11 protein-coding genes are annotated in these 12,869 nt (G+C 70.7%); 1 reads left to right on the top strand and 10 read right to left on the bottom strand.

All coding sequences use genetic code 11. The annotated features are described in order from the left end of the window. Window positions 1-99: 99 nt before the first annotated feature. The 8 genes from ACWDUM_RS10760 to ACWDUM_RS10725 form a co-directional block, all read right to left on the bottom strand. Window positions 100-2,508 (bottom strand): CaiB/BaiF CoA transferase family protein, encoded by a 2,409-nt coding sequence (locus ACWDUM_RS10760; RefSeq protein WP_450133954.1) that lies wholly within the window; start codon window positions 2,506-2,508, stop codon window positions 100-102. Between the two features lie 34 nt (window positions 2,509-2,542). Beyond that, entirely contained in the window at window positions 2,543-3,988 is a 1,446-nt protein-coding gene (locus ACWDUM_RS10755; RefSeq protein WP_450133953.1) for an aldehyde dehydrogenase, read from the bottom strand. A gap of 49 nt (window positions 3,989-4,037) precedes the next feature. Further along, a complete protein-coding gene (locus ACWDUM_RS10750) occupies window positions 4,038-5,246 on the bottom strand; it encodes a thiolase C-terminal domain-containing protein (RefSeq protein WP_450133952.1) in 1,209 nt (402 codons plus the stop codon). Further along, window positions 5,243-5,683 carry a Zn-ribbon domain-containing OB-fold protein gene (locus ACWDUM_RS10745; protein ID WP_450112568.1) on the bottom strand — a complete coding sequence of 147 codons (441 nt, stop codon included), beginning with the start codon at window positions 5,681-5,683 and terminating at the stop codon, window positions 5,243-5,245. The genes ACWDUM_RS10750 and ACWDUM_RS10745 overlap by 4 nt, the downstream gene beginning before the upstream one ends. Further along, window positions 5,680-5,994, bottom strand: a complete 315-nt coding sequence (locus ACWDUM_RS10740; protein WP_450112567.1) for a hypothetical protein — start codon at window positions 5,992-5,994, stop codon at window positions 5,680-5,682. Before ACWDUM_RS10740 ends, ACWDUM_RS10745 begins: the two co-directional genes overlap by 4 nt. A gap of 127 nt (window positions 5,995-6,121) precedes the next feature. After that, complete coding sequence (locus ACWDUM_RS10735; protein ID WP_450133951.1) at window positions 6,122-7,627, bottom strand: acetyl-CoA acetyltransferase; 1,506 nt, start codon at window positions 7,625-7,627, stop codon at window positions 6,122-6,124. Continuing rightward, window positions 7,614-8,648, bottom strand: a complete 1,035-nt coding sequence (locus ACWDUM_RS10730) for an LLM class F420-dependent oxidoreductase (protein ID WP_450133950.1) — start codon at window positions 8,646-8,648, stop codon at window positions 7,614-7,616. Before ACWDUM_RS10730 ends, ACWDUM_RS10735 begins: the two co-directional genes overlap by 14 nt. Window positions 8,649-8,714: 66 nt before the next feature. Then, window positions 8,715-9,524 carry an enoyl-CoA hydratase/isomerase family protein gene (locus tag ACWDUM_RS10725; protein ID WP_450133949.1) on the bottom strand — a complete coding sequence of 270 codons (810 nt, stop codon included), beginning with the start codon at window positions 9,522-9,524 and terminating at the stop codon, window positions 8,715-8,717. 129 nt (window positions 9,525-9,653) lie between these two features. Between ACWDUM_RS10725 and ACWDUM_RS10720 the strand changes: the two genes are divergently transcribed. After that, entirely contained in the window at window positions 9,654-10,475 is an 822-nt protein-coding gene (locus ACWDUM_RS10720) for a glucose 1-dehydrogenase (protein WP_450133948.1), read from the top strand. A gap of 63 nt (window positions 10,476-10,538) precedes the next feature. Here the strand turns inward: ACWDUM_RS10720 and ACWDUM_RS10715 are convergent, their stop codons facing one another. Then, a complete protein-coding gene (locus ACWDUM_RS10715) occupies window positions 10,539-11,294 on the bottom strand; it encodes an SDR family oxidoreductase (protein WP_450133947.1) in 756 nt (251 codons plus the stop codon). Beyond that, on the bottom strand, window positions 11,291-12,814 hold the full coding sequence (locus tag ACWDUM_RS10710; protein ID WP_450133946.1) for a class I adenylate-forming enzyme family protein: 1,524 nt from the start codon (window positions 12,812-12,814) through the stop codon (window positions 11,291-11,293). The genes ACWDUM_RS10715 and ACWDUM_RS10710 overlap by 4 nt, the downstream gene beginning before the upstream one ends. Window positions 12,815-12,869: the final 55 nt, after the last annotated feature.

Here is a 12,869-nt window from a genome sequence, read left to right as displayed (position 1 = left end):
TACTGCGTCCATCCGGAAGCAAACTGCGACGACAGCACGTCACCCGAGATGACCTGCTGTCGTCGCAATTTCAAGGCGTTCCGGCCGGTGCTGTCCGGGCTAGCCGGTCGCCACCTCACGCACTAGGGCAGGGTCGGTCGCCGGGGGCTGCAACACCCCGGACCGCACCAGCGCATCGATCTCGGCGTCGTCCAGGCCGAGCAGTTCGGCGCAGATCTGCCGGGTCTGCTCGCCGGCCAGCGGAGCCTGACGGGTGGGCGGGTCGGCGATCTCGCCGAACACGGCGACCCGGGCGGTGGCGGACAGGGGCGTCGGCAGCAGCTCGTGCTCGATCGCCGTGTACGTGGCGCGAGCGGTCAGCTGCGGGTCGGTGAGCAGTTGCGGCAGCCGCAGCATCGCCCCCGCGGGGACTCCCGCGGCCTGCAGCACCGCCGTCGCCTCCCGGGGGTCCCGGTCCCGAAGCCAGGCCGCGATGATGCCGTCCACCTCGCCGCGGTTCGCGATCCGCTGCGGGTTGGTGGCGAACCGCCTGTCCCCCACCAGGTCCGGACGATCGACCACACCGCACAGCGCCGCCCACTCGTCGTCGTCGCGGACGGTGACCACGCACCACTCGTCGTCACCGGCGCACGCGTACACGCCACTCGGCGCGGCGTACGGATCGACGTTGCCGGGCGCGGTGATCGTCCCGGGCCGGAGTCCCTCGGCAACCAGCTGGGTGCCGAGCTGCACCAACGCCGTGTCCGCCTGGGCCACCTCGAGGTTCGTTCCCCGTCCCGTCCGACGCCGGTCGATCAACGCGGCGAGCACCGCGATGGCGGTGACGTGCGCGGCGATGTGGTCGGGGTACACGGTCTGCCCGTCGCAGAGCAGTTCCTCGTCGTCCGGGTACCGCCACAACGCCGACACCCCGCACGAAGCGCGCACGAGCGGGCCGTAGCCGAGCCGGGTGCTCCACGGTCCGGTGCTGCCGAACGCACTCGACTCGGACACCACGATGCGGGGGTTGATCTCGGCGAGGGTCTCGTACGAGAGGCCCATCGACGCCAGGGTGCCGGGTTTGAAGTTGGCCAGCACCACGTCCGCATCGGCGACCAGTCGCCGGAAGAGGTCGACGCCCTCGGGGCTGCGCAGGTCGATCCCGAGACTGCGCTTGTTGCGGTGCCCCCAGGCGACGGACGCGGCCAGCGCCGCGCCGCGCTTGGACTGGCGCAGCCCGTCGGGGAAGTTCGCGTTCTCGATCTTGATGACGTCGGCGCCGTAGTCGGCGAACTGCCGGCTCAACTCGGCGCCGAACACGATCACCCCGAGGTCGAGGACGCGCAGCCCGGCCAGCGGCGCGGCCGACGGGTCACCCGTACCGGCAATGATGTCCCGCGCCGCGAAGGTCAGGTCGTTGTGCTCGCCGAGTTGCGGTGCCCGCGTTCGGATCCCGGCGCGATCTCCCCCGACCCGGACATAGCCCGACGGCACGCGGGCCCGGAGCCCGGGCGCGATCTCCGCGTCGACGAGGGAACCGGACGCCGCGAAGTGCTCGGTGGTGAGCACCTCGCTGAGGGTGTGCACACCACCGACCGGCACGCCGCGGCGCGCCCCCTCCGCCACCAACTCCGCCTGGGTGTATGCGGAGAACAGCTGCTCGATCAGGGGGTGCAGGGTGTCCGCGGCGACGAATCGCGCGGGGATGGTGTCGTACTTCGGATCCGCGAACTCCTCTGGCTCACCAAGCCATTCGAACATGCCCCGCCACTGCCGTTTGGCGAGCAGGCAGATCCGGACGTGACCGTCCTTGCACGGGAACACCGGATAGAAGTTGGCGGCGTTCGGCCTGCCCCGCGGGAAATCCTCGGACCGCGCCGCGGCCGCGGACCCCTGGGTGCCGAATCCGGGGTCGAATCCGTGCACGATCGCCTCGAACGCCGATACGTCGACGGTTTCGCCGCGCCCGGTACCCAATCGGCGGTGGTACGCGAGCAGTGCGGCCCAGGCGGCGTGCGCGCCGACGGTCTCCTCGACCAGTCCGCCGGGGGGCAGCAGCGGTTCCGCGCCCGGGGCACCGGAGCGGGACAGGACTCCGGACAGCCCGTAGAGCACCTGCTCGGTCGCCACCCAGTCCCGGTACGGTCCGGTCTGGCCGAATCCGCTGACCGACACCCACACCAGTCCCGGTACGAGGGAACGAATCTCGTTCGCGCCGACACCGCACTCGGACAGCCGGCCCGGGCGCTGCGACTCGATCAGGATGTCCGCGCTCGTGGCGAGTTCCCGCAGTCGCCCCCGGCCGGCGTCGGTGTCCAGGTCGAGCGTGATCCCGAGCTTGTTGGCATTGCGCAGCGCGAACGGAATGCTCACGCCGTCGACGACGGGTTCGGCGGCACGCGAACGTGATCCGCCGGGCATCTCGATCCGGATCACCTCGGCACCGAGGTCGGCGAGGTAGCGGCCACAGGATTCGCCGAGACCGTCGGTGAGGTCCAGCACCCGGACGCCGTCCAGCGGAAGGGTCATCGTTGGCTCCGTTCGATCGGTGATTGCCTGTGGTTCAGCGGCTGCCGAAGTAGACGGACTTCGCGCTGTAGTACGGGGCGAGGCCCTCCGGGCCCAGTTCGCGGCCGAGGCCCGACGCCTTGACGCCGCCGAACGGGGCCGCCAGGTCCAGCGCGTAGTGGTTCACACCGACGGTGCCGCTGTGGATCCGGTCCGCGATCGCCAGACCGTGCTCCTCGTCGGTGGTCCACACCGTGCCGCCGAGACCGTATTCGGAGTCGTTGGCGATCGCGATCGCCTCCTCCTCGTCGCCGTACGGGGTGACGGTCAGGACGGGGCCGAAGATCTCCTCCTGCGCGATCCGCGCCGCGTTGTCCACGCCTTCGAAGACGGTCGGCTCGACGTACCACCCGACGGACTGGTCGGCGGGCGTTCCGCCACCGGCGGTGATGCGGTACCCGTCCGCGCGGCCGGCCTCGATGTAGCCGAGCACCCGGTCGCGCTGGGCGGCACTGACCAGGGGGCCGATCTGGGTCGCCTTGTCCAGCGGGTCGCCGATCCGCAACGCCCGCACGGTCTCGGTGACCGCGTCGACGACCTCGGAGTACCGGCCGCGCGGCGCGAGGATGCGGGTGCTGGCGTGGCAGGTCTGCCCGTTGTTGACCAGCGAGACCTCGAGCAGGTTCGCGGTGAACACGTCGAGGTCGGCGTCGGCCGTGACGATCGCGGCCGACTTGCCGCCGAGTTCCAGGGTCACCGGACGCAGGAGCCGACCACAGACCTCGCCGATGGCCCGTCCCGCGGGAGTCGAACCGGTGAACGCGACCTTGTCGACGCCCGGGTGCTCGACCAGGTACGCGCTGACCTCCCGGCCGGCGGGCACGACGTTCAGCACGCCGGCGGGCAGCCCGGCCTCCACGGCGGCGTCGGCGAAGGCGAAGGCGTCGAGCGCCGTCTCGGGTGCCGGCTTGAGCACCACGGTGCAGCCGGCGGCGAGGGCGGGGGCGATCTTCATCGCCGCGAGCGACTGCGGGTAGTTCCACGGGGTGATCGCCGCGACCACGCCGACCGGATCCCGGCGGACCACCGTGCGTCCCCCGAACGCGCTGGGGCGCACGTCCTCGGGTTCCGCGCGGCGGATCAGGTCCGCGTAGTAGCCGACCATCAGGCCCGGGGCATAACCGTTGGCACCGATCGACAGCGAGATCGGCATGCCGTTCTCGCGGCTGCTCAACACGGCAGTCTGCTTCGCCCTGCTCTTGAGCGCCGCGGCGAACCGGTCGAGGTGGTCGGCGCGCTGCTCGGCCGTCAGGGCCCGCCACGGCGTCAACGCCCGGCGGGCGGCCGCCACCGCCGCGTCGACGTCCTTGTTGTCGGCCAGGGCGGTGGTGCCGAGCACCTTCTCGGTGGCGGCCTCGATCACGTCGTAGGTCGAGTTCGAGTGCGGTGCGGCCCACTCGCCGTCGATGAAGAACGTGCGCCGGTCCAGGGTGGTGTCCATTGAGGATCCTCCGGTAGTGCGGTCGCGCCCGGGTCGGGCAGTATCTCGGTCAGAGGGTGTCTTCGTGGCCGAACAGCGTCGAGCTGACCAGCGGCGCCATCGGTCCGCCGATGAACAGTGAGGTGCGTGCTCCGGCAACGGGATTGGTCGAGGTGCCGCGAATCTGCCGGACGGCCTCGACGGCCAGGCCCATGCCGTTGACGAACGAGTCGGCGATGTTGCCGCCGCTGGTGTTGACCGGCAGCTTGCCGATCCCCGCGGTGAGGTTGTCCACGGTGAGCACCTCGCCGGCGGCGGGACCGGTCGGGGCCAGCCCGTGGTCGATCAGCGCAGCCACGGCGGGCCCGCTGAAGTTCTCGTACACCTGCACCACGTCGACGTCGTCGGGGCCGAGACCCGCTGCGGTCCACAGCCTCTCCGCGACCCCGGGTCGGCCCGGGCGGCCGGCGAATCCCGCACTCGTGTACAGATCGTCGTTGTCGATGATCGACGAGTAGCCGCCGGGTGCGCCCTGCGCACCGGCCAGCACGTAGGCGGCGTCGGGCCGCATGTGCTTCGCGCGCTCGCCCGAGACCAGTACCAGCGCCACCGCGCCGTCGCTTTCCCGGGAGCAGTCGAACAGGTGGAACGGTTCGGTGATCATCCGGGACGCGTCGTAGGTCGCCTCGTCGAGCGGCCGGCCGTATCCGGCAGCGGTGGGGTTGTTCTGGGCGTGCCGGTACGCGGCCAGAACCAGCGCCCGCATCGCCTCGCGGGGCACGCCGTCGTGTTCGAGCAGCCGCTGGGTGCGCAGCGCGCACACCTGGGCGGGCGAGCCGACACCGTGCGCGAGATAGTGCGGTCCGTAGAAGTACTTGGCGTACCCGAGGCGTCCGGTGTCCTCCTGCGCCATCGAGCGGTAGACGACCACGCACTCGGCCTGGCCCGCCGCGATGGCGACGGCGGCGTTGTTGACGGCGGCGGCGACGGTGCCGCCTCCCCCGCCCCACATCATGTTGGACCAGCGCACGTCGTCGACGCCGAGTGCGCCGCCGATGGTCGCGCCGTCGTACCCGCCGCCCGCGTAGGAGACGAAGCCGTCGAGTTCGCGTGGGGAGATGCCGGCGTCGGCGCAGGCCGCGACAATCGCCTCGAGCGTCATCCGCAGCTCGCCGTGCGGCGCCTCACCACGCTTGTAGTGCAGCTCGGACACGCCGACGACAGCCGCGGCTCCGCGCATCACGATCGCGGTCGAGCCGCGTGTTGCTGCCCCGCTCATGCCTGTGCTCCTTCACGTCGACGCCACCGCAGCAACGGCCAGGTCGCACCCTCGTCCAGTTCGATGTGTCCGACCACCGGGTCGCCGATCCGGACGTCGGTGTCGTCGCCCGTGAGAATGCCCAGGACCCTGCGGTTTCCGGCGCCGGGAAGTTCAACCAGGACCGTGACGTAGGGAACCCGGTCCGCGAGCTCGGTGATGAACGGGTAGTGGCTGCGCGCCCAGCTGTAGACGGTGCCGACCGGCTCGACCGTCTCCCAGCCGGGGTCGAAGGTGTGGCAGCGCCCGCAGATCCACTGCGGACCCCAGATCCACTCGGCACAGTTGCCGCAGCGCTGCAGTCGCAGTTCGCCCTCGCGCAGTCCGTCCCAGTAGGGCAGGTCGAGTCCGTCCGCGGCCGGGCCCCAGGGGAATTCGACTGCGATGTCACCGCTCATGCCGGGGCTCCGGGAACCGCGAAGTTCTCCAGCGCCGCGGCCTTCCACTGCCCGTCACGCAGCTCCCAGATCGACCGCAGCCCGATCACGCCGTCAGGGGTGTCGTAGACGGTCTCACCGATCTGCCGGTCGCCCTCGAGGCGCACGTCCTTGATCTCGAAGGCGTTGACTGCGCCGCGCGGAACGGAGACTCCGTCGAAGACGGCGGGGATGTTCTCCTGCACCATGTCGGCGATGGCCGCCTTCATGTTCCCGGACACGACGTAGCCCACGTGGCGCTCGTACAGCGTCCGAAAGTCCTCTGCCGACATTCGATTCTCCTTGATCCACGGGCGCCGTCGGCGCCGGCTCGGCGCAGCGCGCCGGTATGCATTTACCTTATGCCTTTAGGTATTGGCGCGTCAACGGTGGCGGGCACATCCGAGACGCCGGCCGGGCTCAGGCGAACCCGAACCCACCGTCCTCGGCGACGACGACGCCCGCCCCCGCCTCCTCGTCGGCCAGCAGACGTTCCAGCGCCGCGGCGTCCGTCGTGGACGCGAGCGTGCGGCCCCCGTCCGGGGTGCGGGCCGCGAGGAAGCCGCGCTCCGGCGCACCCGACCGGTCGTGCAGCACCGCCCACGACTCGGCCGTCGCCGGGCCCTCGTACGTGGGATGCGCCTTCGTCGTCGGCTCGCGGTCCACCGCCGCCTGCACGTCCTCGCGGCGGAACCCGTCGGCGGGCGGTTCGGTCCGGTACACCCCGAAGGCGTGCTTGGTGAGATACCCGCTGTTCGCGGTCACCAGCCCGTAGCTGCCCGGCGACTCCCGCAGCCGGGTGGCCAGGGTGGCGATCGCGTGGGTGCTGTAGTTGTTCCACGGCCCGCCGGCGAAGGTGAGCCCACCGGTGAGGGTCAGGGGTCGCCCCGGATCATCCAGCGGCAGCCCCAGTTCCCGCGCCGCGACCTGGACCGCGGACGGGAAGCAGGAGTACACGTCGACGTGCGCGACGCCGTCCACCCCGATGCCGGCGAGTTCCAGCGCCCGGGCACCGGCGATGCGGATCGCCGGCGAGCGGTCCAGCGCGCCGCGCTCGGCAATGTCGTAGGTGTCGTGCGACTCGGTGCCGGACTGCGGGAACACCCAGTTCTCGCGCGGGATCCCGAGCCGGGTCGCGACCTCCACCGAGCAGAGCAGCAGTGCGGCGCCCTGCTCGACCATGTTGTTGGAGTTGAGCAGCTTGGTGTAGGGCGAGACGATCCACCGGTTGTCCGCGGACGGGGTGACGATCTCGGCCGCGGTGTACTCGCGCTGCGTCCAGGCGTGCGGGTTGGTCGCCGCGATCTTGCTGAACCCGGACCACAGGGCGCCGATCGCGTCGCGGTGCTCGGCCACGGACCGGCCGGCGGTGATGCGGAGCGCCTGCTCGAACAGCGGGTAGATGTAGGCCGGGCGGTCCAGGCCGGCCCGCATCTCGGTGGCCGACTGCATCGGTACCTCGTCGACGACCAGCGGCGCCTTCGGCACCGAATCGTCCTGCACCGTCCAGCCGGGACGAATCCCCTGACCGCGCAGCTTCATCCGGGTGCGCCACGACTCGGCGCCACCGATGAGCACGACATCCGACCGGCCGGCGGCGATGTCCTCGGCGGCGGCGTTGACGAGCACCTGCGGCGTGCTGCCGCCGCTGCCGGTGTAGGCGGTGTTCCGGGGCGCGGCACCGACCCGCTCCCCGACCAGCGCGCCGGGGTCGCGGTACTTCCACGACAGCAGGCCGACGATCCGGACGGAGTCGACGAGTTCGAGCAGTCGCGTACTGCCGGCCTCCTCGGCGGCCCGGCGGGCGGCGTCGGCGATCAGGTCCACCGGCTCGCGGCCGCCGTCCCGGTCGTTGATCTGACCACCACCGACGAGGACAGGGGTTCGCGGGTCCAGCCCCTGTGCAGCGGCACTATCGGATTGCATCGAGAATCCTCTCCCTATTCTCCGGCCGTGGCCATCCCCCGAGGATCAGGGTGGTCAGACAGGTCTTCTTCCAACGCCTCTCGATGTCCTCGCAGATCTTGTCCGCGGGACCGACGAGGGCGACGTCCTCGACCATCGCCGTCGGCACCGCCTGCGCGGCCAGATCCGCTCTGCCGCTGAGGTACAGCTCCTGGATCTCGGCGCACGCGTCACCCCAGCCCATCCGCACGAACACGTCGTTGTGGAAGTTCGCGTCCTTGGCGCCCATGCCGCCCGCGTACAGCGCCACGACCGGCTTTAGCCGAGAGGCCGCCCGCTCGACGTCGTCGTCCTCGACCAGCCAGCACACGTTGGCCACCTCGAAGTCGTCCGCGGTGCGGCGGGCGCCCTCGCGGGCGAAACCCTCGGCGAGGGCGGCGCGGTAGAAGTCGTCGGTCTTCGGCGAGAACCAGAGCGGCGTCCATCCGTCTGCGATCTCGGCGGCGAGGGCCACGTTCTTCGGTCCCTCCGCGCCCATGTAGACCGGGATCTCGCGGCGCAGCGGGTGCACGATCGACTTCAGCGGCTTCCCCAGGCCGGTGCCGCCCTGATACGGCAGCTGGTAGTGCCTGCCCTCGAAGGTCACCGGCTCGTCCCGGGCCCACACCGCCCGCATGATCGCGATGTACTCGCGGGTCCGCTCGAGCGGTCGCGGGTACGGCTGTCCGTACCACCCCTCGACCACCTGCGGACCGGACGCGCCGATGCCGAGAATCACGCGACCACCGCTGAGGTGGTCGAGGGTCTGCGCCGCCATCGCCAGCGCGGTGGGGGTGCGCGCCGACATCTGGCACACCGAGGTGCCGAGCGCGATCGTCGAGGTGCGGGCGCCCCACCAGGCGAGCGGGGTCAACGCGTCGGACCCGTACGACTCGGCCGTCCAGAAGCTGTCGACGCCGAGGGCCTCGGCCTCCGCAACGATCTGTTCCATCCGCCGCGGCGGTCCCGAGCCCCAGTACCCGGCCATGACTCCGACCTTCACTTCGGCACCAACCCTTCGTCTCGTCTGTTCAAAGCTGTTGTCCTGTCGGAGGTTCCAACAGAGCTGTCAGTGATTTCGGTAGACCGGGGGCCGCTTCTCGAGGAACGAGTACACAGCCTCGCGGTGGTCCTTGGTCATGGCGGCGAGGATCTGTGTCCTGTTCTCCAGGTCGATCGCGGCGCGCAGGCTCGGGACCTCGAGGTTGGACCACATCACCTCCTTGGTCATCCACACCCCGAACGGGCTGTTGCGCGCGATGTTCTCTGCGGTGTCGAGTGCCGAGTCGAGCAGCAGTTCCGCCGGTTGGACCGAGGACACGATGCCGACGCGCTCGCACTCGGCGGCGTCGACCGGGCGTCCGGTGAGGAGAATCTCCGCCGCCCTGGCGAATCCGATCATCCGGGGCAGCAACCAGCTGACGCCGATGTCGCAGCTGGACTGCCCGCGGTTGATGAACGAGGCGTGCAGTGCGGCGGTGTCGGCCATGATCCGGACGTCGGCCATCAGCGCCAACGCCATCCCGCCGCCCGCGGCGGCTCCGTTGATCGCGGCGACGACGGGCGGCCGGGCCCCACGGAATGCCTCGACCAGTGACGCGATGTGCTGCTGCACCCGCATCCCGGCCTGCGCCCGTCCCTCGCCCTCACTCGCGCCGGGCGGGGTGCCGTAGCCACGCAGGTCGATCCCCGCGCAGAAGGCCCGCCCGTTCCCGGTCAGCACGATCGCGCGGGTCTCCGAGTCGTGGCGGACGTCGGCCAGCACCGCGTGCAGCTCCTCGACGAGTTGGGCATTCATCGCGTTCAGCGCGTCCGCGCGGTTGAGGCGGATCAGCAGAACGCCCGGCCGCGGCCGCTCGGTCAGGATCAGTTCGGACATGCGGGGCCTTCCCCTCGTGCGGTTGCGACGGCCTCGACTTCGCGCTGTGACCGTCGACATATCAAGCTAATGGCTTTAGGTTAATACCTCAAGATGCATCGTTCGTAGACAGGGGAAGGACTCGACACAATGGCGGAACTGCACGGCAAGGTCGCGGTGGTGACGGGAGGCGCGAGCGGCATCGGCGCCGCGACCTGCGCCCTTCTGGCGGAGCGGGGCGCCCGGGTGGTGGTGACCGACATCGACGACGCGCGTGGCGCGGCGGTCGCGGCCGCCCTCGGCGAGCACGGCGTCTACCTGCACACCGACGTGACCCGCGAGGACGACATCGCGGCAGCGGTCCGAGCCGCGACCGAGCGCTTCGGCCGGCTGGACGCGATGGTGAACAACGCCGGCCGGGTCGGCGCGTGGACCTACCTCGAGGACACCACCGTCGACGAGTGGGATGCCTCGTTCGCGGTGCTCGCGCGCAGCGCCTTCCTTGGCACCAAGCACGCCGCCCTGGTGATGCGCGAGCAGGGCTTCGGCGCCGTCGTCAACGTGTCGTCCGTCGCCGGCGTGCGCACCGGCTTCGGCCCGCACCCCTACGGCGCCGCAAAGGCCGCCGTGCTGCAGATGACCCGCAGTGCTGCCAGGGAACTCGCCGAGTTCCATGTCCGCGTCAACGCCGTCACCCCCGGCGGCGTTGCCACCCGCATCGTCGGCCACGGCGCCGGCCTGGACGGCGACGCACTCGACGCCAGTGTCGCCGGTGTCCGCAAGGGGCTGGCATCGTTCCAGCCCATCCCCCGCGCGGGCGAGGGCGAGGACATCGCCGGTGCGATCGCCTACCTGGTCTCGGACGACGCGACGTTCGTGACCGGGCAGAACATCGTCGTCGACGGCGGACTCACCCTCGGCAAGGCGTGGCCGGGCAACTACCGGGCCGAGGCCGACGCCGCCAGGCGCTGACGCGCCTGTGAGTCCTTTCGGCCCGCCTGGGGGCGAAAGGACTCACAGGCGGCGGAGCTGCTTTCAGATGCCTACCGGGCCGCCGAGCCAGACGCCGACCTCTTCGCCCGACACGTGCCTGCCGTCCTCGCTCACGAGGAAGGACACGGTCGACGCGATCGACTCGGCGGGGATCTTCGGCCACTGCGCGGCCAGGGTTTCCACCGCGTTCTCGCCACCGGAGGCGATGATGTCGGTCTCCACGAAGCCGGGCATGACGGTGTTGACGGTGATGCCGCGACGCGCTACCTCGAGAGCCATCGAACGGGTCATGCCGACGAGCCCCGCCTTCGCGGCGGAGTACGCGCTCATGCCCGGCGACGGCCGCCGCCCTCCCGACGGGCTGCTGACGAACACGACACGTCCCCAACCGCTCTCGTACATCGCGGGCAACGCGGCGTGGGTGCAGTAGAAGGCGCCGCTGAGGTTGACACCGATCACCCGGTCCCAGTCCGCAGGGGACTGCTTGCGCGCCGCCCCGGCGATGTTCATCCCGGCGTTGTTCACCAACACGGTCGGCGCCGACCCCAGATCGGCCGTCGCGGCGGCGATCAAATGCTCGGCCTGGGCGGCGTCGGACACGTCCGCACGGATCGCGGCGGCCCGACCGCCCGCGGCGACGATCTTCTCCACCACGTCATGCGCGTCCGCCGCGCTGGACGAGTAGTTGACGGCCACCGCGAACCCGTCGGCGGCCAGGCGCCGAGAGATCGCGGCCCCGATCCCGCGGCCACCGCCGGTCACCACCGCCACCCGCTGCTGCTCCGACACCACCGTCACCGGACCTTCGGGTAGGTCTGCGGCACATCGGAATAGGTGTCCCGCAGGTCTCGCTTGGAGATCTTGCCGCTGGCCATCCGGGGCAGCCCGCTGTCGACGAACACCACGTATCGCGGGACCTTGAAGTCGGCGAGGTTCCGGTTGCAGTGCTCGACGACGTCCGCCTCGGTCAGCCCCTCCACCTTTTTGACGATCGCGGCCGGCGTCTCGCCGAACTTCTCGTCGGGCACGCTGATCACCGCGACCTCCTCGACGCCGGGCATGCGGTTGATCACCTGCTCGATCTCGGCCGGCGAGATGTTCAGTCCACCGGAGATGATCATGTCCTTGAGCCGGTCCACGAAGGTGAGATAGCCGTTTTCGTCGAGCTTTCCGAGGTCGCCGGTGTGCAGCCAGCCGTCGATCAATGCGGCGCGGGTGGCGTCCTCGTTGCGCCAGTACCCCGGCATCATGCCCGGGCCCCTCAGCAGGATCTGACCCACTTCACCCGGGGCGCAGTCGTTCCCGTCCGCGTCGACGACGCGGATCTTGGTGAAGATGCCGCCGAAACCGCACTTGTCGGGATGGGCGGCCGCCTCGTTCCGGGGCATCGCGGTGGCCGAGCCGCCGATCTCGGTCTGCCCGTAGATCTGCCGCAGCTGCACGCCCCGGGCCAGCCAGACCCCGACCAGCGCGGAGGGCACCCGGGCGCCGCCGACGTGGGCGGTGGTGAGGTGGCTCAGGTCCGCGCCCTCGAAACCCGGCACCCGGGAGATCTGCTCGAACAGGATCGGCGGTCCGGTCAGCGTGGTGGCGCGGCTGTCCTTCATCACGCGCAGCGCCGCCTCGGGATCGAATCCCGGCTGCAGCAGCAGGGTGCCGCCGTGCAGCACGGTGCGCGAGATGCCCCAGATGATGCCTGCCGCGGTGAACAGCGGCAGCACCAGCAGCGGACGCAGGCCGTTCTGCTCGATCGGCTCCATCAGCGACCACTCGTGCATCTCGCCGGCGATGGTGGCGTGTGTGAACACGACACCCTTCGGCTTGCCGGTGGTGCCGCTGGTGAACACGATCGCGGTGGGATCGGACTGCTCCGTGACGGGGGTGCGGAACGGCGCGTGGGCCCTGCCGCGGAGCGGGCGCACGTCCGTCTCGAACTCCGCGATGGCGAAGGTGCCGCGCGCCGCGTGCACCTCGTCGAGTCGCGACCGCAGGTCCGCGTCGCAGTACACGACCGTGGGTTCACAGTCCTCGACCAGGGTGGTCAGTTCGCCGGCGAGCATCCGCTGGTTGAACGGTGCCGAGATGGCGCCCACCTTCATCGCGCCGAGTGCCGCGACGCACCATTCCAGGGAGTTCACGCCGAGGTAGCTGACCCGGTCCCCGGCCGTGACGCCTCGCGCCGCGAGGTCGTGGGCGACGCCGTCCGCCCAGGTGTCGAGTTCGCGGTAGGTCACGACGTCGCCGGCGAAGTCGATCGCCGGCTGGTCGGGGACGGTTCGCGCCCAGTAGGTCAGTGCGTCGATCACGGTTCCGCTCATAAAGGCCTCCCGAGGAGTCGTCGCGGCCGGATTCTCTTCGACCGCGCCGCGCAGG

This window comes from Rhodococcus sp. NPDC003322, assembly GCF_053589555.1.
The sequence above is the reverse complement of the archived record's forward strand: the minus strand, read 5'-3'. Positions and strand labels throughout refer to the sequence as shown.